Here is a 23,560-nt window from a genome sequence, read left to right as displayed (position 1 = left end):
GCGATTGAGTTTCCTCAGCTGCTGACCAAGCTCCTTGAGGAGCGCGTGGCGCAACGCCATCTGTGGGTTGCGCTGCAAAAAATACGGCGGGACGAGGGAAAGCTGCGCCTCGCGAAAAGGATGGGCCGGTCTTCACAAATCCGCGTTTGGGGCCGGCGAAGAGTCGGAAGTCCGCTCGTCAGGGGCGAGTTCAGACGCCAAACTCCCTTTGGCGCTCACCACGGCTGGCGTGATTACCGGGCCGCTAATCCCCGATTTCGATGTCGGCGTCCTGCGGATCAGAGGAAAACTCAGGCATGATGTCGCCGGCCAGCAGCTTATCCTTCGACAGCAGTCCGGCGTCCTCGAGCATCTCGAAATCCGGCAGCTGGCGCAGCGTGTCGAGCCCGAACTGCGACAGAAAGTTCTTGGTCGTCACGTAGGTGTAGGGCGCTCCCGGCTGCGGGCTGCGCGGCCCCGAGGCGATCAGGTCCTGCGCGCGCAGCACGCCGATCAGATCGCGTGACACCTCCTTGCCGAAGAAGGAAGACAGCTCGCCACGCGTGATCGGCTGGAAATAGGCAATGCACATCATCACGAGCGCCTCCGACTGCGACAATTCTTTCGCCTCCTGCCCGGCCGCGCCAAATGCACTGCGGATGACATCCCCAAAAACCTTTTTGGTCCGGTGCTGCCAGCCGCCGGCGACCGAAACCAGCTCGTAGGGGCGACCGGCGAGTTCAACACGGATGTCGTCGATGATCAGCTCGATATTGCAGTTCTTTCCCACCACGCGCGCGAGGACACTACGTGTCACCGGTTCGCTGGCGGAAAAGATCACTGCTTCGACGCGGCCCATCCATTCACGCCAGCGCAGTTCCGGCGGCAGGTGATCGAGCTCGGTGTCAAGCAGCGCCGGCTGTGCGTTCGGCTTGCGGCGGGCGGACGCTTGGCTCATCGCTAAAGCCCAAACAGCCGGAAGCTGGTGCGGCCCGACAACTCACGCACGACATCGAGCTGCGCAAGCCGCTCGAACAGTCGTCGCGCCGCAAAACGCGACAGGTTCTTGGTCGTCAGCGAGCCCGGGACGGCATCTTCATTCAGGAGCAAAAAAATCACGTCGCCGGCTCCCTTGGCGCGCAGTTTTGACGCCACCGCCAAGAGCTTTTCGGCGCGGCGCGACAGCTCGGCGGCCAACCGACAGGCCTCCGTCGCCGCTTGCACCAGTGCGATGCAGACCGCGCGCTCAAAATTTTTGTCCCCGGGTCGGATGCGACTGCAGCCGGCCTCGGCGCGGAAGGCCGGGCCAAAGGCCTGAGCCAAAAACAGCGGCAGCGGCCGCGGCCAGCGCAGGCTTTGCGCCAGCACCAGGTCGGCCAGCCACCAAGCGAACAGTTCGGCATCAGGGCGCATGGCGACGACGCGGGCGGCGATCGCGGCGGCGGCAAATGGCGCCGGCCGCCGCGAGCCCGCCACGTCCTCGATCTGCGTGCAGAGGTCGGCGAGCGCCTCGTCGTCCCAATGAAGCCCAAGCTGATCGACGATCCTTTCGAACCGGTCGGGGGTGGCGACCGGCGGCTGCACGGCCAGTTGCCGCCAGGCACCAAAAACGGCGCCGGCGGGACCGGGATCGGCGCCGGCCGGGCAAAGCTGCCAGGCGTCGCGCAAGCCGGCCTCGTCCTCGGCGCGGCCGGCGAGCCGCATGCTGGCGGCGGCGCAGCGAAGCGCCAGCCGCTGGCGCCAGGCGCCGGCCCAGGCAGGTTGCGCCCGTGCGAGCGTGTCGAGCGAAGCCAGGGCGGCGCCGGCCTGGAAGGCGGCGTCAGCGTCGCTGGAGGCGCGGGTGCCGAGCGCCCAGGCCGGCACGGTCGGGGGCGGGGCGGGACTGGCGGTCGCGGGATCGAGGCGAATCATGGGTTTGGAGAGTAAAATGCCGGTGCGCTTTTCGCCATCATTTTCGCACCAAAACGCACAGCCTGTCGCGCGACTAAAACGAATGATAATCTTGCATTATCGCTCGTTTCGCAAAGCCGCCCAGAAATGGCCTCTCTGACCCCTTTCTTCACGGCAGACGGGCTCGTTTAGGCGTCAGATCGACGAGAAACCGCGTTCATTGAGAACGCGCATTTGTTCATCGCCAAACATTTTCTGGTGCGGCTGCTATCGCATCATGTCGCCAAGGGCAGCCTGCAGCGATGGCGATCGTTTCAAGGTGGCCGTAATCCTGTCCCGCCAGCGCTTGCCGCGCGCCAGAGCGTCCTCGAGAGCCTCACGCAGGTCGTCCGGCCTATCGGTTGCGAGCACATCGACCAGGAATTCCGCCTGCAGGCGGTCCTTAATGGATTTTAGGCTGTCCGGCCCATCGCGGCGGCGATCGGCAACGATGACCTTATGGATTGCGAAGCGTTCCGGTCGCGGAATTTGCACGAGCACGCCGTCGCGATAGGTAACGGCTGCCAGCATTGGCTCTGCCAGGAGATAGTTGAGATGATGCAAGGATTGGGCATGGACGCCAAGCGCCGGCAGTGGACGCAGTCCCTCCTCCTCGGCAAAAGACGGCGTCAGGAATTCGACGAGCGTCTCGTTGCGCGTTTGCTTCCAGCGCCAGGTCTTGCCGGGGTCCAGCGTCGGCGCCGGTTCGAATGAGAAATCCTTGAGAACCCGTTCAAGCGGCGCCGACACACTGTCCTCCAGGGCGATCGAGAGTCGCTCGAAGCTAGCGATATCGACGTCGTTCGTTTGAGCAGTCTGGTCAAGGGTGAAGCGAACGCCGAGCTCGCCCTCGTAGAGGCGGAAGGCCTGAGTTCCCACGACCGTCCCGCCGAGGCGGAAAACTCCGGCGGAAGCAAATGCATGCAGAAGGCTGCCGGTTGCTGCATCGACGCCAAGGAACCCTTCCGCACGTAGCAGGCGGACCCGCCGCGCGCGATTGCGTCGGCGATCGTCGCGGTCGTCGCGCAGCGCTTGGATGCGTTGCATCCGAAGGCGAAGTTCCTCGCTATCTTCCCCGATATAGGTCTTCTTGACGTCCGAACCGACGCGGTAGGTGTCGTACCAGTAGACGCGGCCGTTGCGGTCGATCCGCGTCGGCGTTCCGCGGATCTCGGCCACGACCTCGTCGCGCAGGGACGATAGCAGATCGTGGTAGGCCGAATGGGCGAGCGGTGAATGGCGTGTTATCATGATGCTCAACGAAATGGGTTATTGTTGAGCATACCGCATGTTCAACAAAAATGAAAGCTGTTGAACATCATCACCCCCGCGATCTGATTTTCTGATTTTAGGGCATATTTTTGGCGGTCGAGGATGACGTTCCAGCTAACCGTCACTGACATGATATGTTGCGAATCGTAGTTGAGGATCCGCAATTGCCCGAACAAGATGACCTGCCTGATATCGTGGAGATCGTCCACGCGATGGCACAAGATACCGCTGACGGGGCAAATGCGCGGTTGACGGCCGTCAGGAATGATCCCTCCCCTGCCCTACCGGAGTCAAATCTTGTGAACCGGCAGCGCTTACCCGGCCACCTCGAGCACCTCGCCGTTCGCGCGCGCGATTATGTCGAAGCCGCGAGTTCGGCCAACACGCGGCGCGCCTATGCGTCCGACTGGAAGCATTTTTCCAGCTGGTGCCGCCGGCAAGGCGTCGAAATGTTTCCACCTGATCCGCAGGTGGTCGGCCTCTACATCACGGCTCAAGCCTCCGGCACGGCGACCGGGGACAAGAAGCCTAGCTCGGTGGCGACTATCGAGCGCCGGCTATCCTCGCTGACGTGGAATTTTGCCCAGCGCGGCCAGCCATTAGACAGAAAAGACCGGCATATCGCGACGGTGCTGGCCGGCATTCGCAACAGCCACGCAAAACCGCCTCTACAGAAGGAAGCCATTCTCCCGGAGGATCTTATTGCCATGCTGGAGACGCTCGACCGCGGCACGTTGCGTGGCCTGCGCGATCGCGCAATGCTGCTTGTCGGCTTCGCTGGCGGGCTCCGCCGTTCCGAGATCGTGGGCCTGGATGTCGGCCGCGACCAGACCGGGGACGGCCGCGGCTGGGTGGACGTCCTCGACAAAGGCATGCTGGTGATCTTGCGGGGAAAAACAGGCTGGCGCGAGGTGGAAGTCGGGCGCGGCTCGTCCGATGCCACCTGCCCGGTGGTGGCGTTGGAGACCTGGCTCAAGCTGGCGCGCATCGCACACGGTCCTATCTTTCGGCGCGTCACCTGCCAGGGCAAGGCAGTCGGCGCCGATCGGCTCAACGACCAGGAGGTAGCCCGGGTCGTTAAGCGGACGGCATTGGCGGCCGGTGTGCGGGGCGATCTGCCGGAGGGCGAACGGCCAAGGCTGTTTGCCGGCCATTCGCTACGCGCCGGTCTCGCCTCGTCGGCAGAGGTCGACGAGCGCCATGTGCAAAAGCAGCTCGGCCATGCTTCGGCAGAAATGACCCGCAAGTACCAGCGCCGCCGCGATCGGTTCCGAGTCAACCTAACCAAAGCATCAGGCCTTTAGGCAACCTCGAAAGAGGCGCTTCCCTCCCCTAGGGAACCAGCACGGGATCAAGCGACGCAAGATGCTCCCCTCCCCTGCCGACTTAGGATCCGAACAGGTGCCGATCCAATAGACTGGCTGGTGCACGCTTCGACGAACCCGGTTTCCCACGCCGGCAGCGAAGTCCAACCGATTATCGATCCCAGCCCTTCTTTTTCATACTGAGCCGCAAAGCTTCACTGATTTCGGCGCTATTGGAACCACCATCGACCGACTCACTGCCTTCTCCGACGTCGCTCCAGGACGATTTCGCGGGACCAGTACCGGCCTGTGCATCAAGCCTCGCCCGCAGCAGCGCCATGATCATCGGCCACACCGAAAACTGGCCACCACGAGCACGCTCCGTCAGGTTTCTGAGATAGCCGCCCAAACTGTTGATCTGGTCGGTCCGCTGCAGGATTGCGGCAACGGTGATGGCGGCCTTCTCCGGCCCCATCACCCCGACCGCTTCCTGCCACGCACTTGGGCTGATTCCCATATGGGGCCGGGCGAGCTCGGCCGCCGCCACAAAGTCGCGCCAGGTCCGAATTTGGCCGCCGCGGGCCATGGTCAGAAGTTCCGGGCAGGCATCCAGCACCATCGCCAAGGGCATGTCCCGCTTGGGCAAGCTGCGTACATTGTCGTGTGGCGCGCCGCTGCCGCTCGCTTCTTTCTTATTTCCAAAGCTGGTTTCAGTTTCATCGTTAGAAATAAAATCTGGATTTGAATTCTGTATGTGGCGCTCAGAATGGGACTCATTGGCGTTCGAATCTTGTGATTTTACGAATGTTTCCAACAGCTGATGCACCTGAGCCCAAAGGTCTTCCAGCTCATCGGCGATCGACTCCAGCACCTGGCGCGACGCCGTCCGCGGCAATCGCCCGACAATCGTTTCAAATTGCCTTTGGAACCGCCGCCAATCGGCCGGGACGTCCTCGTTGAGCCCGGCTTCGATCATCTTGACGATGTCCCGCCGGCAGATGGTAAGACGCTCCTTGACCAGCCTGTAGGCTTTCCGCTCGGCCTGGACGGCACCAGCCAATTGCTTGAACTCCTGCGCGCGCGCCACGATCGGCGACAGGTCGAAGCCGTAGGCCTGTTCGATCTGGCCGCCCTCTCCCTTGCGGGCGAAGCGTTTGCCGTTCGGACTGTCGCGCCTGATCACCAGGCCGCAAGTCACCAGGACCGACAAGTGTCGCCTGAGCGTCGCCGGCGACATGCCGTTGGCGCGATGGATAAGTTGCTCGTTGGAGGGGAATACGACCAGTCCGCCCTCCCCTGAAAGCTCGTCGTCACGGTGAAATGACAACAGCGCATTGAGGATCGCCAAGGCGCGATCGGTCGCGCCTATGGCGGACCTGGCCTCTCTGATGTCTCGAAACACCTGCCATTTGGGCACCGTGGTATTTCGATCTATTGCTTTTGCAGCCGCTTGGCTGGCGATCAGGCCAAGCGTCATCGGCCGCCGCCCAAACGGCGTCGTCGAAATATGCGTTACCATTTTCCCTCTGCCTCTAATCAGGCAAAAGAAATCTGCTCGCCAAAACGACGCCCATGACACTTGACAGTGATTCGCGGATTTGCGATTCTCAGCTCGCGACAGACTTGAGAAGGGCTTCCGTGACGGTGACGTTCGGGGGCCTTTTTCTTTTGCGGTTTAGTCTCCTGTTGTCTTCCCAGATTGTGCCTCTCGGAACGCCTCGAAGAGCGCCTCGAGCCTGCCGGCGATGAAGGTTCCGAAGGCCGAAGCCTCCCTGGACTTCAGGGCGAGCGTGAATACCTTGCCGTCATCGGTGATCTTTGCCTTCACGGAATTGTCTTTTGGCGCCCAGGCGCTCGCCTGTGCTCGCGGCGGCGTCGATCTTGCGGCCTTGCCGTTTGCGGCCAGCACCTCGAAAAGCTGATTGAAACGGGCATCGCTGCTGGCCTGGAGAAACTCGCCCGATTGGATATGGTCACGGGCTTTGGCGGCATTGGCTGGATGCTCCATCAGCTTGGCCAACTGCCACCACCGATCACGGCCAATCCCCTTGGCCGCGCCGACCGCCAGGATGATGGGTTCGGTGATGTTGCTGGACACAGAACGCATCTTGGAGAACGTCGTATCGTCGAGCGCCAATGCCGACTTGACGATATCGGGGGAATATCCCTTCTCGAGCATGCGCTCACCGAAAAGCGTCCGTTCGATGAACGACAGGTTAGCTCTGGCGGCGTTTTCCTGTCCTTGGGCGACAACGTGCTCCACGTCGCCCATTTGCTTGACAACGGCGCGCACAGGCCTGCCCAGCTCACGGGCGACCCTGACCCTTCGATGCCCAAAAACCGTTTGGTAGCGCCCAGGGAACAAGGGATGCGGCCTGACCAGGATTGGAGAATCTTGCCCGCGTTCGCGGATGGCACGCACCAGTTCGGCGAATTCTTGCTCATCATCCCCGATGCGGTCCGCCACGAACGAATTGTCGACCAGCTCAGGATCCAGATCCACGACCGAGCTTTTCGACAGCTCCTCGAAGGATTGCATGATGGAACGCGATGCGCCGCGAACCGCGTAGCCCGACACGTCCCTGGCTTGCTCGACGGTGGCGGAAGAGCCCATCACACTGCCGAATATGTCTTTACGTGCCATTCAACCGTTCCCGAAATCAGCTAGGAGCCTGATTTTATGGACAAAACCGCCCGTTTTTACTGCAGTAAAAATCACCGACATCAGCTTCTGCCCCACGCACGATGGATCAGGGACACGATCTCGGAGTTGACGCCATCGAGCGACTCCATCGCCCGATCGTAGGTGGTGCGGGTGAAGGCCGATTTCTCCACCTCGTAGAGCGTCTGTTTGGTCAGTCCAGCATCCGATATGGCTGTCGACTTGAGCATCGGATGCTCAAGGATCTGGCCGGCCAGCATCGACTGCATGAAGCCGACCATCTGCGCTTGGGGAATGTCGGTGGGTTCATAACGCGTGATCAAGTAGCGGAACCAGTCGAGCTGTATCTGCGCTCCCGCCCCTTTGATGGTTTTCAAGATCCCGCCCAGCATCAGCAAGAACTGGCTCATGGACATGAGATCGAGCATCTGGGGGTGTACGGTGATCAGCACGGATGTCGCAGCCGACATGGCGGTCAAGGTGAGATAGCCGAGCTGCGGCGGACAGTCGACGACGACGACGTCGTAACGGTCGTCCACCTCGCTCAGAGCCTTGGCGATGCGCAGGAAGAACTGGCGCCCGGCATTGGATGTTTTGTCCTGCATGGCCAAGGGCGTGTCGTACTCATATTCCTGAAGCTCAAGATTGGCCGGGACAATGTCCAGGCCTGGGAAATTCGTGGGCACGATGACGTCGGCTATCGACCTGCGCTCCTCATCATAGCGGATTGCTTCATAGAGCGAGAGATTCCGATCGAGCTCCGGCTGGAAGCCATGCAGCGCCGACAACGAGGCTTGCGGATCAAGATCGATGGCAAGGACGCGGTGGCCGGTAAGTGCAAGATGCTGGGCGAGGTGGGCCGCCGTCGTGGTCTTGCCGCTACCACCTTTGAAATTGACGACTGCGATGACCTGCAGCTTGTCTCCCGGCTTGCGATGGGGGACATATTTCTTGACTTCGGTTCTGCCGTGCTGGTCGAGAAAATGACGAAGCTCCAGCATCTGCCCGGCCGTATAGCTGCGTCGGCCCGAAACCGCCTGGTCAGGCATCGGGCCCTTGCCTTCGAGATGAAGCCGTTTCAGATTGTTCTGCGAGACGCCGAGATAGTGGGCGACCTCAGCCATGGAGAACGTGCGCAGGGTTTTCGCCGCGTTGGGAGGGAACTTCTCCATGCGAAGCTGATTGAGCCGGCGCGATATCTCCGCCCCATGTTCGAGGATCTTGTCGTCAAACTCGAAGCTGGGCAGCCGCATTGCGATGTTCATACTTCTGGAAACCTGAATTGGCGCTTTTTGCCGGGAAATGACCCACCAACCGCCATTAAGCTCCGATTCGGCAGCCCCGGCAAGAAGTTTTGGGTTAACAACAGGTTAACGCCGCCGCGAACGCCATCCAGCCAAAATGCAAGCCCGAAAGCCTAGCTGATTGTTTCCGTTGCGGTTTGTGCAAGAATTTACTGCGGTAAATTCCGCCGGCAACAAAGGACGATCTCATCCGGATCGGAACGGCTGACCCGCCGTCGACGACGTTGCAAGCCGCCGCCTGGATTTCCGGAGCCAATCGCGCTCCTCCATTCTTGGCGATCTCCTCGTTGATTCACGGATGTACGTGAAGGCATCGGCCGACGCGTTTTGACGAGGCGTCAACGTCAAGGGGCGGGGAGGACCAGACACTGCGGGTGCACCGGCTGGCGCAAGCTGGCCTGCGTCCGTCGATTGGATTCACCTGCTCCGGTCGCTACCGGAGCCCGCACAGACGGCCAGGCACCGAGGAGCGCACATTCGCGGGGCGTCGGCGTTGAGGGAACCAAAAGCACCGTCGAGCGTTGCAGGCAGCCTTGTTGTGCCTCGCAACACGGCGGGGGGACCGGAAGGTTGGGGATGAAGCGCTTCCACAAGCCAGTGATAATTCAGCTCGGGCGCATTGATCGGGATCGGGTGGTGATCACCGTGGCCGATGCGGCCGGGCTGCTCCTGAGGGAATGGCCTGCGCCACAATCGTCCAAACGCCTCAGGGCGATGGAGGTTTGCCTCGAGGTGATCAACGGTCGCAAGCCGCCGAGAATGGCACGAGATGCGTTCATCGCGGCTGCCAAGGACGCCCAAGTCTTTCTCGGCGAAGCCGATCAGGCCATGGCTTGAGACTCACTGTGGAAAGCTAGATCAAGGCCACCGATAAAGTCGCGCGCTGGCCAAAACTTGGCGAGCCGCAGAAAGAGGGGAGGGGAGGGGAGGTTCACCTCTGTCCCATTCGGGCGGCGCTAACGACCGGACCTTGGAATCGTCGCGTTGGACGCCGCAAAGCTGGCTACCGGCTCAACGCAATCGTGCGGGATGCCGACCATAATGACCTAATCGGGCAGAAGCCTGCGCGGATCGCCGTTCGGATCAGCGGCGCGCCCTTGACGACGCAACGAGGCGGTTTGGATTGCCCCTGATGACACGTCGATGGAAGTCGCTCGCGGCGCAGATGGATGACAATTTCCCAGAGCGCGCACTCCGGATAGAAACTTGTCGTTGGCCGCCTCACCATCCCATAAGGTGGCGCAGGCCGACGATTGGCAGGTAGACGGTCCAGACCAGGCAGACCGCAATTGCGATGGAGACGCCCAAAGCTGGCGCCCATTCGTCCCAGTATTTCTGAAAACTCGCAAACAACGCGGTCAATGTGCCTTCCATTGTGGGATGCTCCCAGCTTGAATGGAGTGGATTCTTCAGTTCCCGCAATTTCGTGACAATCCATTCGCAAGGCAAGAGCCAAATGAAGATCAAAATTGCGCTCGCAATCGCACTTTGCGGCTGTATCGCCGGCATGGCCTATGCCAGCGGCCACAGGGCCGGAAGGATTTCGCAATTGAAAGATATCGTGGCCGCGTACAACAGACGCATGGCGATCGACGACGACAACAACCGCCTTGGGCGCATCGACCTGTGCGAGGAAATCGGCGGACAAAGTGAAGAATGCGAACGGCTCGGCCGCAATTAGCTCCGACCCAGCTTGTGCAAAGTCGCACACCGACATGGGGTGATGCCTGTGCTCGACAGTCAGCAAATTATTTGCTCAATATTGCCACGCGGGGATGTGGCCGATGCGAGAATTGCCCAACAATGTCGATGCCGATGTGGTTATTGAGATTGGCCGATATTTGGATGACCACGGACGGGGAACTGCGGTATCGATGTCCCTGGCGTCATCGGCTATCCGACGGCGGGTCAAAACCAGTATGAACCGTCTAGAACTTGAACAGTTGATCATGGAGAGCGCCGCCGCGCGACAGATGGCGATGCTGCTCGATACCGCCGAACAGTGACGATCTGCTGGTCCATGCCTAAAAGAGCCGACTGATGGCAATCGCTGCGATCCGAAAACGGCGCCACGTGGTGGACGTCACTGCGACCTTCGTGGCCGGAGGTTCGCACGGCGTTTACCAGCTCGGCTGCCATAGCCATGTGAACAAACTAGGAACATTTTCTCCTGCCGGCCGTGCGGTTTGACGCGTCCACCGTTCAGCCGCAGCCAAGTCGTTGAGTGCTCGATTTCGCATACCGGCGACAAACCCTCGCCAATCGCGGTGCCGACTTCATCCTCGGCGCACGCTGACGACCGGCCCCGAGCCTCACGCCGCCGGCGACTTGCGGTCGGGCGCAGGTCCTAAACGTCGAGCACAACATCATGCCACGCACCTCGGCCTTTTCGAGCAGCAGATCCTGGAGACCGTCGTCCGTCATCGCCGCGCCGATTTGCGCATGTAGCTCTTCGATGCTTTCCTTCATCGAGATCACGGGGCGCTGGTTTTTTCGGACAGCAGCCGACCGATGGCAGCGCGAATCAGGGTATTCTGGTCAGGCATGATCCCCTTAGATGCCTGGAGAGGTGTACACTTTTCCGGTATCTAGGCTTTTTTTGCCCAACTTGCTAGCTTTAGCTTACGGTGGAAGTGGCTTTGCGCCGCCGGCCTATCAATTGCGCTTGGCCTCGCAGTGATTGCTGACCTTTCCACGGGCCTCGATCCTAGCCGAAGCAAACCGTGATGCAGAAATGATGAGCCCAGCGATAAAGGTGCGAGGGCAGAACGATGCCTTCACGCGACCTTGTTGAACCCGTGAGCAACCGGGTGGTCCTCCTCGGCAGGAAATGGCCCGACCGAATCGATCAACAAACGCCAGCGATTTTTTTTGTTCTCCTGTCGGCTAGGTTGAAACGTCCGGCTTCTCTTGGCGTTCGGCTTCAAAGGAGGCGCATATGGCCGAGGACGATGGGAACAAGAGGCCGGCAGCCAGGCCCGAGCTCGAGATTTTGGTCCGGCGATTGGCGCAGGAAACGGCTATTTCCGAAGCTGACGCTCGCCGGTTGATCGAACTGATCGGCAGCGACTGGAACTCATTGGTGCGTGAGGCTCGCTTCCTCAAATCCGGGCAGTGACTTCAAACCCGTCGCCACGAGGGTCCCATGCGGCCAAGGCTGACGGACCGGGATCGCTGCCACCGTGGCGAGGGGCGGGCGGGCTTTTTCTTGTGCGGTTCCCTTAGATCTGATTAGCTGGCTTAGCAATGCTGAGGGAATGACAGCATGCCGATCTATCAGAAAGCTGAAGGTGCCGGTGTGTTCGACCCGTCCGAAGTCGCGTTGCTGGGACGCGTCTTCGACAGGCTGAAGGTGGCGCGGCAGTCCCCACAGCAACGTGAAGCACTGGCGAGCCGGATTCTGGCGAACTACATGGCCGGATTGAGAGACGAGGAAGAACTGGTGGAGGCGTCCAGACTGCCGCTGGGACGCTAAGTCAGACGAGTCCGGCTATGGTGCTCATCGGAGCAAGCGCCTGACAAAGTTGGGCTCGGCGCCATTGTACCGGCACCGAGATCACGATCGGGGCAGGGGACCTGTCCACGTGGGCTCGAAGCACTCCGTTCGCCAAGGCAATCTCGCAGCAGCGTGTGCGTCCTGTTCATGAAGCTCGCAGCCCCTTGACATCGAGTCCCGTTGAAGGGGAGGGCGGGCATTCTCGAAATGCGCAGGCCAAATCCGACACCGCGATCGTGGGGCGCAGCCGCACGTAGCCTTGAACTTTCCCAGCCATGACTCGATGACGGTAAGCTCACCCAGGCCGCAGCGGCTCGGCGTCACGATCTGGCCCTCGACGGCCGAAAGGAGAAAGCAAGCGACCAGCCCCCTGAAGCAGATTTGGATATCGGCAAAGCGCCATCCTTCCATACTGGCTGCCACAGGATGACGGCCTGGAAAACGCGCTTGCTGGCCCGGCACGCCGTCAGATGCGGTTGACTACAGAAGGGCAGGCGGCCTAACCCGCCATCCGAAACGGCAAAGTGTGGCGCGAAAGGATGCGTTCGAGTTCGGCTTGGTCCTCGATGCCGGCCTGAAACAGTGCCATCAACTCACATGCTGCGTCATGGCCCATGGCGGAGTCCAGGCTGCACTGTCTCTCCGAGCAATACCGGATAAGAACCAGCTGCAGCATTGCGAGATCGTTTGGGTAAATGGCGATGTCTGATTGATGATGCATCTGCATCCTGTAGTCCTCTGCAGGCCAACGCCTTCATTCAGCAGCTCGAGGGAGCCGCTGACGACCTTCCATCGCACCCTGCGCCGGCTTCGTCATTTAACAATGATATACCCGCCCTGGATCTGCCGTCGCCAGCGCTGCGCGGAATCGCGTCCACTTCAAGAGCCGAGCACACATTCGAAAGGTGAAGGAAAACAACTTGAATAGCTGACGCCTGGCCTCAAGTTCCTGAAGGCGAAGCAGATCTGCGCCAGCACAAGTCTCGATTTAAAGACAAGGCGTGTTCCGCGGGGCGCCGGCCGACGCAGCGCTTGGAAGCGTCAGCATCCGCGTCGGCCGTGACGAACCTCAGGTCCGCCGCAAAGCCACAGGACCAGCATTCATCGCAGTTGGCAACCACGTGAATGCGCAAGTTCCCGCTCGCTCAGGGGAAAGCGCTTCGCTTCACCCGAGTGGCTGGCTGAACGCCTGCGACTTTCTGACCGCTCCGCCCGCGTTCGCCTGAACTCATGGTGCCGGTGCGCCGGCTGCGTGTGGGTGGGCTTTGAACAAAGTCACGAGCGCCCTAGGCTAATGGGGGGCTCGCTTGCCCGCGCGTGGGGCCGGGACACCAAGTGCTTCACGTGCTTCGCAGCCCCAGCTCACCGGCGCTCCGGACGTAATGTTGGTCGTGAGGAGGCGCTCCGACCGGAAGATTGTCGCCCGCATCTCTCCCGCGCCACCGCTGAGCCGGAGCTCCGCGCATACGCCGGTAATGCGCTATGCGGCAGGAACTATCAAGTGCGCTGCTGGTTTGGTTCCCGTGCCGAGGTAATCGGCGTCGCCACCTCCAAAGGAGAACCCAATGACACGACTTGGCAGAACCACAGCATTCGCCGCGGCTTTAGCCATGCTGACCTCATCTGCTTTCGCTCAATCGACGAATGCTCCCGCGCCAGCAGCAGCAGCGGAGGATCATTCCCCCGGAGCGAGCGGACAGAATCAAGACGCCATGCGTGAAATGATGCGCCAGATGATGGGGGAAATGCTCCGAGAGAAAATGGTGAAGGACCAAGAGCGTGAGAATTTACGACGCGACGAGGACCGCGACTATCGAAACGACGAGATGGGTCCACATGACGAGATGGGTCCACATGAAAAGCGGCGGATGAAGGAAGGCCGCAGAGCCGGTATGATGCACGGCGCAAGGATGCGCATCATGTTTGCGATTGTTGACACCGATGGCGACGGTGCGCTTTCGCGCACGGAAGTCCAGGATTTTATCGCGCGAATTTTCAACGCCGTCGACGAGAACGGCGACGATGACGTCGACATGCAGGAACTCCAGTCCTTCCTCCAGCGGCCAGGAGATCAGGACCAAAACTAAGCCGCTGTCGGGTCTGACGGGGTACCTAAGTGCGGATTAGACCAGCCCGCGACCCGGTGAACATCGGTCGCAAGACGTACCAAGATCGCTTTCCCTCGGGCAGATCTCGGTCCAAAGTTGCTTACCGGGCTGGCGACCTAGGTTTTCGACTACGCTCCTTCCGCCGCCTCATAGGTGATAATTGCCGCAGAGGCAGTCTGTGCTACGGCTTCAAATCCCTCTCCAAGTGGATGTAGTCACCCCGATAGGTTGCTTCGGCCAGGAATATCACCGATCCATCGGGGCCGGTGAGGACGCAACGAATCTCGTCGACTGGGGCGTTAACCGGAATGAGCAGGTTCTGTGCCACTCCACGTCAGCGGTGGTTCAACGTCTGCTGAGCCTTGGTAATCTCGACAGCCGGCAGCTCACATTGACGCGCGACCCGTTCGCTGCAAAGATGTTAAACACTTGTTTACCAAGCGTCGGTAAGCGCTGGCGATCGGAGGGGGCGTGGAATCGTTTCTGGGTACGAACCGCCTCAATTGGGATGATCGGGCCGAACTGCATTCGACGGACAAGACCGGCAGCTACCAGATCGAGAATGTGCTAGCAGGCGGATCCAATCTCTATGAGCTGGAAACGCGCGAGGTTGGCAATATTGCCGGCAAGGATATCATCCATCTGCAGTGTCACATTGGGCTCGACACGATCAGCTTGAAAAATCTTGGCGCGCGCAGCGTGACCGGCCTCGACTTTTCACCGACAGCCATCGCGGCTGCGCGGGATTTCGCTGCCAAGGCAGGCACGGATGTGCGCTTCGTGGAAGCGCCACTGTTCGAGGCGGTCGAAGCGCTTGGCCGGACTTTTGACGTCGCTTACGTCACCTGGGGTTCGGTAAACTGGCTGGACGACGTCGGTCGATGGGCGCGAGTGGTTGCCGATCTCCTGCGACCCGGCGGCCGGCTCTATATGGCTGAGGGCCATCCCTTGATGTTCCAGTGTGATCGCAAGGCCGCGGCGCTGGAATTGAAGCACGACTGGCGAACCCCAATAGCTCAGCCGCTCGCCTGGAACGAAGAACTTACCTATACCGGCGACGACCGACGCTTGAAGCATCCCAGATACTACGAGTGGATCCATCCGATTAGTGACGTGGTAAACGCCCTGATCTCAGCTGGGCTCACACTCGATTTTCTGAATGAGCATGACACGGTCTCCTGGCAGCACTTTTCATTTGCCGTAAGGGCCGGCAAGGATATGTACGGCTTGCCAGAGAACTCTCCAAAGATCCCGATGGCCTATTCCATCGGCGCGACCAAGCGCAGTGTCGGCACGATCCCATATCTTGCTGCGCCTAAGCGATGTGACGGCACCGGTCCGACTTAACCGCTTGTCGTCACCTGTGTTCAGGATATCCGTGCCGCGCTCACGGTCCTTGCAGGGACGCGTGCTGTCCAGGCGTAGCCGCCTCTTCCGATCACCGGCTCGTCGGCGCGTTGCATGTCCATCCGCCTCGACAGGGCGAAGGGCCTACTTTGAGCTGGGCCGTCTGCTCATCTCGTGTATCGGCCAGCGGTGTCGTGTGGCGCGGTGTCCAATGGATCGGCGGCAGCCTTGGTTACCAGCGGCTTACCCTTTGTGCGCCGGTTTATCGTTCATTGCGGTCACGCCAACAAAGGTGGCGACGCTGGTCGACTCCCCTTCGATATCAGCGTCGTAAGGAGCGTGAGATTGTCGACCGGAGCCGATGCCAGCCTGCAATGAGATCAGCATGGGAAGTGCAAAGTTTTCAGGACTGTGAAGTTCAAAATTAATTTATGAAAGCTAATGTTCCTGCACGGGTCGATACGAAAGCCTGAGCAACATAGGGAGTTTCACGCCAGTGGCTCTTTTCGGCGCTAGGTTGGCCGGTATGAAGGATGCCGTTTTTTCTTCGGTGAATATTCCGGCCGCCGTGGCAGTTTTGGTCATTGCCTTCAGCGCAACGTATGCGGACCATCAAAACAAGATCGTCTCGGACCAAGTGGCCCGCGCGGACGTGCTGGCCAAGGTCAATCTGATCCGCGCCAAGCTGGAAGGAAACATCAACGGAAACCTTCAACTTGTGCATGGACTGGTCGCGACGATCGTGACTGAACCCTATATGGGACAACAGCGCTTTGCGTCCCTCGCCAGTAACCTGTTCGGCGAAAATTCGCAATTGAACAATATTGCCGGCGCGCCCGATCTGGTCGTCTCCTTGATGTACCCGCTGAAAGGCAACGAGAAAGCGATGGGGCTCGATTACCGCAAGGATGATTGGCAGCGCAAGGCCGCGCTCAGGGCGCGCGACGAGCGCAAGTTGATTCTTGCCGGTCCCGTCGACCTGAAGCAGGGAGGCCAAGGCTTCATCGGCCGTTTTCCTGTATTCGTGGCGAGTGCAGGCAACAGTGAAAGGTTTTGGGGCATCATATCCGCCGTCGTCGACGTGCAGCGTCTGTACAAGGCGAGCGGCCTGCTCGACGACAATTTGGGAATCGATATCGCGCTCATCGGTAAAGATGCGCTTGGCCCAGGCGGAGTTCAATTTTTCGGCTCCGAGGACATCCGCAAAGAGAATCCAGTGACGGCCGAAGTTCTGCTGCCGTCCGGTTCGTGGCAGATCGCAGCCATCCCCAAGAACGGCTGGCCCTCGACGCCCAGCAACGCCTGGGTCTTGCGCGCCATTATGGCCGCGGCCGGGGCTTTGGTCGTGATCCCATTCCTGGTAGCGGGTCGGCTGATCGGCGAGAGGCAGCGCAATTACGCCGAACTGCATCGTTTGTCGAGACGACTGGAACTTGCCTTGGAGGCGTCAGCGATCGGCGTTTGGGAACACGATCTCGCGACCAACGACCTGTCATGGGACGATCGTGTCAACGAAATATACGGCAGACCCAGCGATGGCGGTCCTCGCGGCTATTCGGATTGGGCGGGCGCGATTCACCCCCTGGATCTGGCCCGCGCCAACGCAGATTTCGACAGTGCCGTGGCCAGCCGCGGAACATACTCGTCGGAGTACCGGATTATTCGTCCGGATGGTGAAATTCGTTATGTCCGGTCCAGGGCCACCACCTACGAGGCGCCAAACGAGACGCCCAAGATGATTGGCGCGGAATGGGACGTGACGGCCGACGTCCTGTTAAACAGCGATCTGGTCCGCGCACGACAGCTGTCTGAGTCGAAAAATGCAGAACTTGAGGCGACCAAGGCGCGCATAGAGCATATTGCGCTCCACGATTCCCTGACCGGTTTGGCCAACCGTCGTTACCTCGACCAAGTGCTGAACGAGTACACAACAAACGCCAGGCGCGAACGTGCGCATGTGGGCCTGCTTCACATAGACCTCGACCGCTTCAAGCACATCAACGATACGCTTGGCCACGCGGCGGGCGACGCGATGCTGGTTCACGCGTCTACAGTGCTGCGATCCACGGTGGAAGAGGGAGGATTTGTCGCTCGAATCGGCGGCGACGAATTCGTGGTCCTGTGCACCGTGCAGGATATCAAGAAATTGGCACTGCTGGCTGAAAACATCATCAGCCAGATGAGCGAACCTGTCTATTACCACGGCCACCGCTGCCGTTTTGGGGCTAGCGTGGGGATTGCGGTCGACAACGAAAATGACATCGAAGCCAAGCACCTGTTGGTGAATGCCGACATCGCGCTTTACCAGGCAAAGACGCGTGGGCGTAATCGATACGAATTCTTCACCGAGGCGATGCAAAGCGAAGTCGTCGACACAAAGCGGATTGCCGACGAAATTCTCGGCGGCCTTGAGCGCAACGAGTTCGTAGCTTTCTACCAGCCCCAGTTTAGCGCAAAAACCCTCCAGATTGTCGGCGTCGAGGCGCTCGCGCGTTGGAGACACCCAAAGCAAGGCATCCTAGCGCCTGATGTCTTCCTGAGAGTTGCTGATGAGTTGAATGTCGTCTCCATGATCGATCGAGCGATACTCAATCAGTCACTTTCCGATTTTGCGGAGTGGTCGACCGCGAACCTCGATGTGCCGCGCGTTTCGGTCAATGTTTCCGGGCGACGTCTTCAGGATGAAGATCTTATAAAGAGCTTAAGAGAGCTAAACATCAAGCCGAGAACGGTTTCGTTCGAACTTGTCGAGTCTATTTTCCTCGATGGCAGCGATGATTTGATCACCTGGAATGTTAATCAACTAAAAGAACTCGGAATCGATATAGAGATAGATGATTTCGGGACCGGTTATGCTTCGATAGTCAGCCTGCTCAAGCTACACCCTCGCCGATTGAAGATAGATCGGCAGCTGATCATCCCAATTGTCAAATCGCCGCAACGAAGGCAGATCGTTTCGTCGATCATTGAAATCGGCAAGTCCTTGGGTATCGAGATTATTGCAGAAGGTGTCGAGACGATGGAGCACGCACGGATACTCGAAGGTCTGGGATGCGACATACTGCAAGGCTATGCTTTCGGCCATGCGTTGGATTCGGAGGGACTAAAGCGCTTTGTTCAATCTCGGCGCCTGCGCGCCGTCAGCTAAGTGTCAGAGCCGTTGTTCGACTGGGCGATTGGCGGGAGGGGTAGGGAGGAGGACTGTCTCGTTAAGGCGCAGGAGGAGGGGCCTTCGGGTCTGGGCAACCAAGGTTTGACAATTGTGCACATGGAGAGGGCTCATCGCCGTCCCCGCCATAACGCTCCACAAGTTTTGCGAATCCGTAGGCGAAGGCGAAAAGGACCACCAGGATAATCGCTATTCGAACGGCCATATGGGACTATAGCAGGGATCCCATATAGTCGATGCAGTTCAGCTAGCATCACTGCCCTACCGACGGACGCACGACAGATACCCTGGGTTCAACTATCAGCGCTTGTCCATCCCCGGAATAGGACTAGGAGACCGTTTTTCCAAATCGCGAGCCTTACGAATGGACGTGATGAGCTCGCCGACACGGTCTGCCGACCCGACCGATGCCTTCGTGCGGCCCCCGAGCGAGCGAGCCCCCAACCGCTTATCATAAATGCGCGTCAGCAGTTCGCAGGCCACTTTGGCGCGCTGCCGAGTACGGCCAACAAGGGAACAGCCTCCCAATCTCGCAGGCGCGTTGTTGAGATCATCCCACACCATCCATGTACCCGATGGCTCGAGACGACAGTGGAACCTGGCCTTGACCTGACCTTTCATGGTCCCACAACGGGAGATAGGTGCCCTTGGTTCGAGCTTGGGTGGGCAAGTGGTTAACGCCGCCCGGGCTTTATCGGTCCTGCGCTGTCCTACCAAGGACCATTTGACGTGTGCCAGGTGAGCTCGCACGGTGGGGTTTCGCTTCTGGAGGTTCTTTTGACGCAGCACCGGCGATTGTGTCGTCCGCTCTCATACCGGCATACGAGGTCGCGAACATGTCTATCCCATCGAGACGTTCCGTTCAGCTCCCGGGAGCTGACCCTCATTTGCGGTCGCGGCCTCAAGGGGCGGTGCAAGCATTGTCCGACAGCATTTGTCCGGCCAATACGGCAAGGTAGCCTTGCAGGGCTCCCTCTTGGTCCGCGCTTGGGCCTCCCAAGTGGGTTTCAGGGGACGCCCGCGCACTGGCCATTCGAGCGAACCGGACGGGTTGGTCGCCTTCGTGTTGGTGCTTTCTAGGCCTCCGGTGCTTCCAACGCATACCCGCCCAGCCTCACGGTGCGTATAACATTATGGTGTGGAGACTGTTTGATCGATCTTCTTAGCCGGCTGATATGAACGTCGACCGTGCGCGGGCCGACATAGACATTGCCGGGCCAAGCGGCCTCGATCAGCTCTTCGCGGCTCAGCACTTTCCCCGGGTTTTCGAGCATATAACGCAGCATGTTGAACTCAATCGGCCCGAGTTGGATTTCCCTGCCGTTGCAACGCACGTGATGCGTATCGATCTGCATTTCGATGTCGCCATGGTTCAGCGACAGACTGCTTTCCGGCCGCGATCCGTTGTGTCGCTCGAATCCAAGCCTGGAATTCAGGAAATCCAGCAGTTTGGCTGGCGCCAGAGGCCTGACGAAACCTTCGTCTATACCGGCCTTCAGCAATGCGATGTGTTGGGTCTCTGCACCGGGCGCGATCAGCGCGACCACGGGCAGGGTGCTGGTGCGGGCATCCTGTCTGAGCCGGCCGCAGCTGCTGGCCATCTGGTTGTCAGGCCCGCAGTCCAGCACCACTGCACCAATCGGCATTGCGGCAGCCGAGTCCAGGACTTCACCGATGTCGCTGGCTAGCGCACTGGTGAAGCCATCCACGACAAGAATGTGACTGAGGACCAGATAGAATTCGGCGTCATCGGAGCATATGACGATCAATGGCTTCATGGCCTCGCTCACGTTTCGGCAGGTGGTACAGCCGGTCGTCTCGCGCGCACTGCTTCATTCGACCAATTGCCTGGGTGCGCGAGCATTCGGCAGCCTCCTTGATCTGGCAGCACCTGCTGGCCCACTCAGATCGACTCAGTTGATGACGGGCAACTGCTCTGGAGAAAGATCGCTCAAGAACTCGATGCCCTCGTCGCGAACAAAGATGACCTCCTCGAACTGAAAGACGGCGCCGTCGATCTCCAGCTTGGGTTCCAGGTGCAGGATCATGCCTGGTCTTATGATTTCTGGATTGTCCTTGGAGAGGGATGGAGGCTCGGTCACGTCCAGGCCTCCTCCGTGTCCGATGCGGGAAACAAGCCCATAGGCCGGCGGCAGGCCGGCGTCGCGCCACAGTTGTTCGAAGGCACGGAAAACGTCGCCGCATGTCATTCCGGGCCGAACGCTGTTGGCAAGGGCGCATGTCAGTGCGCGAGTGCTTCGATAGGCGTCGATCTCCCACTCTTCAGGCGGACCACCGCGGGCGATGCGATTTCTGTCCGCCGGATAGCCGCCATAGGTGGAACGAAAATCCGTCCAGACATATTGGCCGGCCTTCAACGCCTGGAGGCCGGGTGGGCGGCCGTAATTGAACTCACCCCTGCAGAACGTCATGGCGATTGGATCGGCCCGCTCGGCGCCATTCATGATGATGCGCGCCTGGATCTCCCGACAAAGCTCGATCTCGGTAATGCCAAGACGCGCCTGCGAAACGGCGCCGTCGAACGCTGCATTGACGATCTCGAATGAGACGCGCTTGAGACCTGCTTCGAATGCCGATTTGATCATGCGTGTTCGCCACAGCAAATCGGTTGCGCTCTCCAAACTATCCCCTTGCGCCCGCAAACCATCGACGACCTCCAGCGAGCCGCGACCAGCCATATCCTGTCCGTAGTCGATTGCGGCTCGTCGCATGCAGGCCGGATCACGAGCGCGAACTTCGTCGACGATGGTGCGTGCGCCTTCCGCAAGATATCCTGAGTAGTAGAGAATCGAAAAAGGTCGTTGTCGGGCTTCGAGGTTTCTGGATTCGATCTTGTTGGCGATGACGAGAATCTCGTCCTGGTCGATCACCAGGAACAAGGGGCGCGAGTGATAGCCCCAGGACAATGTTCTGTAGTCGGTGAAATACTCGACATTTTTCTGATCGGTGAGCACCAGGACGTCAATATCATCGTGTGCCATCTCACGTCGCACCGCAGCCAGCCGCCTGGCCAGCTCGGTCACAGGCACATCGGGTGATGGTGAGACTGGAAGCATGATTGTCCGCTCCTGGATTTCCAACACTGTTTTGGCGCCAGTCGCCCCGGCCCGGTGCTATTTTCTCCGCCTGGGGGCCTTTTGAGCGGCATCGAGTTCCACAACGCAGGCCAGCCCGTCGAAAGGAGATTCGGTTACTCCGAACACTGAGAAGGATTCCTCGCTCGTGCTCAGTCGATACAGGCGACGCAGCGTTGGGTATCCGTTCGGAATGGAGAAGGTCTGCTGCGCGTCCTCCGAGGCGAGTGCGGCATCGATCAGCAGTTTGGTCTTGGTGAATTGGGTTCCGTGATCGCGCAATACGTCGCTGATGAATTTCTCTCTAAACTCCTCGAGCACCTGATCGCTCACCGAGTGAGGCAGATAGGATGTGTCGTACATGATGGGCGTATCGTCGGCAAAGATCACCTTGCGCACGCACAACATCAGCCCGGTTGGCGGTTCGAGCACGTCGAAGGCTGGATCGTGTATTTTTTCCCGCGTGAACGAGATGAGGTGAATGGAGGGCTTCAGGCCAAGCCGTAAGGCGTCGTCATAGGAGGTAAGAGAAAAATCGAGATCGCGAATGAACCTTCGTTGCTCTCTGACAAAGGTTCCCAGCCCACGCACCGATCTCAGGATCCCGGCGGACTGCAGATCGCGCAGCGCCCGCTTGACCGTAATTTTGCTGACGCCAAAATCCTCTGCCAGGCTGGCGGCGGAGGGCAAGGATTGACCAATGCCGTACTCCGCACTGCGCACACGACGCGTGATCTCCTGCCGCACGGTCTCATGTAAAGCAGTCCCGATCTGTCCAGCCATTCCTCACTCCGTAAAGTATACCAGGAATACCTACCGCACCGGCTAAAGAATGTCCATCCCTCCTCCGTCCGTTCATGATCGTTTAACGGGGCTCAAACATTTCCTTCATAAAATCTTGACATACCTGGTATACCCGGTCTATCTCCTCGTCATCAACGAGGAATATCGCATGGCCAGCAAGGTTGGACTGCTCAGGACAATGGCCGCCGCGGCGACCGCTTTTGCCATCCTGCTTATCAGCGCAGCCTCGTTGCGAGCTGAAACGACCGGGCAGCGGGTGTTGCGACAAGGCAAGATCGTCATTGGCATATCCAATGGCGCGCCCTGGGGTTTTCGCGGCGTGGACGGTGAGCCGGAGGGCTTTCATCCGGACCTGATTAAGGCGGCTTTCAAGGACCTCGGTGTCAACCAGGTGGAACTGGTGGTCACCGAGTTCGGTGCCTTGATACCTGGGCTGATGGCGCAGCGCTTCGATGCCATTGCAGCCGGCCTTTACATTACCCCAGAGCGGTGTGAACTCGTCGCCTTCAGCGACCCCGACCTGAAGCTTGCCGACGCTGCCCTGGTCGCCAAGGGCAACCCGAAGAATGTTCACAGTTACGCGCAGATCGCGGCGAACCCCGAGATAAAATTTGGCGTGGGGCGGGGCAGCGCGACGGCCAAGAACGCCGCCGCCGCCGGCGTTGCCGATATCAACATGCTGCTGTTCCCGGACATCCAGTCGAATGTGTCGGCCTTGCTCACCGGCAGGATCGATGTCGCCGCGTTTTCGGCGCCGACGGTTGCGCGCATCCTGTCCGACAACAATGTCCAGGGTATCGAACGCGCATTGCCTTTCGAGGGCCTGCAAGACCGGGGGAAGGAACGCTACGGTTATTCAGCCATTGCCTTTCGCAAGGAGGATGGCGATCTTCGCGACATGTACAATTCCCGTCTGAAGCTACTGAAAAGCGACGGCAGGTTGGCAAGCATCATGGCTAAGAACGGCTTCAGTGATCAGGAAGCCGCGCCGGATCTGACCAGCGAGCAGATCTGCGCCGGGCAGGACTGAGCGGCGTCGGAATGGAGTAGCCGCGATGGACAGGCTGGCGGCTGGATCAGCGGCGACAGCC

General features: G+C 59.7%; 21 protein-coding genes. 10 read left to right on the top strand and 11 right to left on the bottom strand.

Annotation, left to right across the window (positions count from 1 at the left end; translation table 11 throughout):
• Window positions 1–244: 244 nt before the first annotated feature.
• From scpB to LB532_RS23885, 3 genes are all read right to left on the bottom strand, one after another.
• Complete coding sequence (gene scpB / locus LB532_RS23895; RefSeq protein WP_140640765.1) at window positions 245–937, bottom strand: SMC-Scp complex subunit ScpB; 693 nt, start codon at window positions 935–937, stop codon at window positions 245–247.
• 2 nt (window positions 938–939) lie between these two features.
• Window positions 940–1,890: a DUF1403 family protein gene (locus LB532_RS23890; protein ID WP_140640763.1), complete on the bottom strand. Its 951-nt coding sequence runs from the start codon at window positions 1,888–1,890 to the stop codon at window positions 940–942.
• A gap of 246 nt (window positions 1,891–2,136) precedes the next feature.
• The gene (locus tag LB532_RS23885; protein WP_224557279.1) at window positions 2,137–3,087 is read right to left on the bottom strand and encodes a GSU2403 family nucleotidyltransferase fold protein; all 951 of its coding nucleotides are present in this window, start codon (window positions 3,085–3,087) and stop codon (window positions 2,137–2,139) included.
• Between the two features lie 305 nt (window positions 3,088–3,392).
• On the opposite strand from LB532_RS23885, the gene LB532_RS23880 reads away from it, so the two are divergent.
• Complete coding sequence (locus LB532_RS23880) at window positions 3,393–4,484, top strand: site-specific integrase (protein ID WP_140641013.1); 1,092 nt, start codon at window positions 3,393–3,395, stop codon at window positions 4,482–4,484.
• A 172-nt stretch (window positions 4,485–4,656) separates the two neighbouring features.
• Here the strand turns inward: LB532_RS23880 and repC are convergent, their stop codons facing one another.
• The 3 genes from repC to repA form a co-directional block, all read right to left on the bottom strand.
• A complete protein-coding gene (gene repC, locus LB532_RS23875; RefSeq protein WP_140640759.1) occupies window positions 4,657–6,003 on the bottom strand; it encodes a plasmid replication protein RepC in 1,347 nt (448 codons plus the stop codon).
• Between the two features lie 156 nt (window positions 6,004–6,159).
• On the bottom strand, window positions 6,160–7,128 hold the full coding sequence (repB, locus tag LB532_RS23870) for a plasmid partitioning protein RepB (RefSeq protein WP_140640757.1): 969 nt from the start codon (window positions 7,126–7,128) through the stop codon (window positions 6,160–6,162).
• 80 nt (window positions 7,129–7,208) lie between these two features.
• The gene (gene repA / locus LB532_RS23865; protein ID WP_140640755.1) at window positions 7,209–8,411 is read right to left on the bottom strand and encodes a plasmid partitioning protein RepA; all 1,203 of its coding nucleotides are present in this window, start codon (window positions 8,409–8,411) and stop codon (window positions 7,209–7,211) included.
• 615 nt (window positions 8,412–9,026) lie between these two features.
• Between repA and LB532_RS23860 the strand changes: the two genes are divergently transcribed.
• Window positions 9,027–9,287, top strand: a complete 261-nt coding sequence (locus LB532_RS23860) for a DUF982 domain-containing protein (RefSeq protein WP_140640753.1) — start codon at window positions 9,027–9,029, stop codon at window positions 9,285–9,287.
• A 384-nt stretch (window positions 9,288–9,671) separates the two neighbouring features.
• On the opposite strand, the gene LB532_RS23855 is transcribed toward LB532_RS23860, so the two are convergent.
• Entirely contained in the window at window positions 9,672–9,824 is a 153-nt protein-coding gene (locus LB532_RS23855) for a hypothetical protein (RefSeq protein WP_181169401.1), read from the bottom strand.
• An 82-nt stretch (window positions 9,825–9,906) separates the two neighbouring features.
• Between LB532_RS23855 and LB532_RS23850 the strand changes: the two genes are divergently transcribed.
• The 4 genes from LB532_RS23850 (at window position 9,907) to LB532_RS23835 (ending at window position 11,925) form a co-directional block, all read left to right on the top strand.
• On the top strand, window positions 9,907–10,131 hold the full coding sequence (locus tag LB532_RS23850; RefSeq protein ID WP_140640751.1) for a hypothetical protein: 225 nt from the start codon (window positions 9,907–9,909) through the stop codon (window positions 10,129–10,131).
• A gap of 103 nt (window positions 10,132–10,234) precedes the next feature.
• Window positions 10,235–10,456, top strand: a complete 222-nt coding sequence (locus LB532_RS23845) for a hypothetical protein (RefSeq protein ID WP_140551847.1) — start codon at window positions 10,235–10,237, stop codon at window positions 10,454–10,456.
• Between the two features lie 932 nt (window positions 10,457–11,388).
• The gene (locus LB532_RS23840; protein ID WP_140640749.1) at window positions 11,389–11,568 is read left to right on the top strand and encodes a hypothetical protein; all 180 of its coding nucleotides are present in this window, start codon (window positions 11,389–11,391) and stop codon (window positions 11,566–11,568) included.
• 147 nt (window positions 11,569–11,715) lie between these two features.
• Window positions 11,716–11,925, top strand: coding sequence for a hypothetical protein (locus LB532_RS23835; RefSeq protein WP_140640747.1), 210 nt, complete (start codon window positions 11,716–11,718; stop codon window positions 11,923–11,925).
• Between the two features lie 520 nt (window positions 11,926–12,445).
• Here LB532_RS23835 and LB532_RS23830 read toward each other — a convergent pair.
• A complete protein-coding gene (locus LB532_RS23830; RefSeq protein ID WP_140640745.1) occupies window positions 12,446–12,673 on the bottom strand; it encodes a hypothetical protein in 228 nt (75 codons plus the stop codon).
• Window positions 12,674–13,511: 838 nt separating this feature from the next.
• Here LB532_RS23830 and LB532_RS23825 point away from each other — a divergent pair.
• The 3 genes from LB532_RS23825 to LB532_RS23815 all read left to right on the top strand — a co-directional run bounded on the left by LB532_RS23825 (window position 13,512) and on the right by LB532_RS23815 (window position 18,549).
• Window positions 13,512–14,033: an EF-hand domain-containing protein gene (locus LB532_RS23825; RefSeq protein ID WP_224557278.1), complete on the top strand. Its 522-nt coding sequence runs from the start codon at window positions 13,512–13,514 to the stop codon at window positions 14,031–14,033.
• Window positions 14,034–14,525: 492 nt separating this feature from the next.
• Complete coding sequence (locus LB532_RS23820) at window positions 14,526–15,401, top strand: class I SAM-dependent methyltransferase (RefSeq protein WP_140640743.1); 876 nt, start codon at window positions 14,526–14,528, stop codon at window positions 15,399–15,401.
• Between the two features lie 526 nt (window positions 15,402–15,927).
• Complete coding sequence (locus tag LB532_RS23815) at window positions 15,928–18,549, top strand: EAL domain-containing protein (protein ID WP_224557275.1); 2,622 nt, start codon at window positions 15,928–15,930, stop codon at window positions 18,547–18,549.
• 1,097 nt (window positions 18,550–19,646) lie between these two features.
• Here LB532_RS23815 and LB532_RS23810 read toward each other — a convergent pair.
• From LB532_RS23810 to LB532_RS23800, 3 genes are all read right to left on the bottom strand, one after another.
• Entirely contained in the window at window positions 19,647–20,348 is a 702-nt protein-coding gene (locus LB532_RS23810; RefSeq protein ID WP_140640741.1) for a response regulator transcription factor, read from the bottom strand.
• Window positions 20,349–20,483: 135 nt separating this feature from the next.
• Window positions 20,484–21,614 (bottom strand): M24 family metallopeptidase, encoded by a 1,131-nt coding sequence (locus tag LB532_RS23805; protein ID WP_210239901.1) that lies wholly within the window; start codon window positions 21,612–21,614, stop codon window positions 20,484–20,486.
• A 90-nt stretch (window positions 21,615–21,704) separates the two neighbouring features.
• Window positions 21,705–22,448 (bottom strand): GntR family transcriptional regulator, encoded by a 744-nt coding sequence (locus LB532_RS23800; RefSeq protein ID WP_140640739.1) that lies wholly within the window; start codon window positions 22,446–22,448, stop codon window positions 21,705–21,707.
• 49 nt (window positions 22,449–22,497) lie between these two features.
• Here LB532_RS23800 and ehuB point away from each other — a divergent pair, with 49 nt between their 5' ends.
• Window positions 22,498–23,499, top strand: a complete 1,002-nt coding sequence (ehuB, locus tag LB532_RS23795; RefSeq protein WP_224557273.1) for an ectoine/hydroxyectoine ABC transporter substrate-binding protein EhuB — start codon at window positions 22,498–22,500, stop codon at window positions 23,497–23,499.
• Window positions 23,500–23,560: the final 61 nt, after the last annotated feature.

Source organism: Mesorhizobium sp. ESP-6-2 (assembly GCF_020164675.1).
Classification (GTDB): Bacteria; Pseudomonadota; Alphaproteobacteria; order Rhizobiales; family Rhizobiaceae; genus Mesorhizobium.
This window is presented reverse-complemented; position numbering and strand designations above follow the sequence as displayed.

Excerpts from the sequence above, each read along its gene's own strand:
- LB532_RS23810 (WP_140640741.1), bottom strand. The coding sequence starts at position 20,348 with ATGAAGCCATTGATCGTCATATGCTCCGATGACGCCGAATTCTATCTG.
- scpB (WP_140640765.1), bottom strand. The coding sequence starts at position 937 with ATGAGCCAAGCGTCCGCCCGCCGCAAGCCGAACGCACAGCCGGCGCTG.
- LB532_RS23835 (WP_140640747.1), top strand. The coding sequence starts at position 11,716 with ATGCCGATCTATCAGAAAGCTGAAGGTGCCGGTGTGTTCGACCCGTCC.
- LB532_RS23830 (WP_140640745.1), bottom strand. The coding sequence starts at position 12,673 with ATGCAGATGCATCATCAATCAGACATCGCCATTTACCCAAACGATCTC.
- LB532_RS23825 (WP_224557278.1), top strand. The coding sequence starts at position 13,512 with ATGACACGACTTGGCAGAACCACAGCATTCGCCGCGGCTTTAGCCATG.
- LB532_RS23815 (WP_224557275.1), top strand. The coding sequence starts at position 15,928 with ATGAAGGATGCCGTTTTTTCTTCGGTGAATATTCCGGCCGCCGTGGCA.
- LB532_RS23880 (WP_140641013.1), top strand. The coding sequence starts at position 3,393 with ATGGCACAAGATACCGCTGACGGGGCAAATGCGCGGTTGACGGCCGTC.
- repC (WP_140640759.1), bottom strand. The coding sequence starts at position 6,003 with ATGGTAACGCATATTTCGACGACGCCGTTTGGGCGGCGGCCGATGACG.
- LB532_RS23800 (WP_140640739.1), bottom strand. The coding sequence starts at position 22,448 with ATGGCTGGACAGATCGGGACTGCTTTACATGAGACCGTGCGGCAGGAG.
- LB532_RS23855 (WP_181169401.1), bottom strand. The coding sequence starts at position 9,824 with ATGGAAGGCACATTGACCGCGTTGTTTGCGAGTTTTCAGAAATACTGG.
- LB532_RS23840 (WP_140640749.1), top strand. The coding sequence starts at position 11,389 with ATGGCCGAGGACGATGGGAACAAGAGGCCGGCAGCCAGGCCCGAGCTC.
- repB (WP_140640757.1), bottom strand. The coding sequence starts at position 7,128 with ATGGCACGTAAAGACATATTCGGCAGTGTGATGGGCTCTTCCGCCACC.
- LB532_RS23850 (WP_140640751.1), top strand. The coding sequence starts at position 9,907 with ATGAAGATCAAAATTGCGCTCGCAATCGCACTTTGCGGCTGTATCGCC.
- LB532_RS23890 (WP_140640763.1), bottom strand. The coding sequence starts at position 1,890 with ATGATTCGCCTCGATCCCGCGACCGCCAGTCCCGCCCCGCCCCCGACC.
- LB532_RS23845 (WP_140551847.1), top strand. The coding sequence starts at position 10,235 with ATGCGAGAATTGCCCAACAATGTCGATGCCGATGTGGTTATTGAGATT.
- ehuB (WP_224557273.1), top strand. The coding sequence starts at position 22,498 with ATGTCCATCCCTCCTCCGTCCGTTCATGATCGTTTAACGGGGCTCAAA.
- LB532_RS23860 (WP_140640753.1), top strand. The coding sequence starts at position 9,027 with ATGAAGCGCTTCCACAAGCCAGTGATAATTCAGCTCGGGCGCATTGAT.
- repA (WP_140640755.1), bottom strand. The coding sequence starts at position 8,411 with ATGAACATCGCAATGCGGCTGCCCAGCTTCGAGTTTGACGACAAGATC.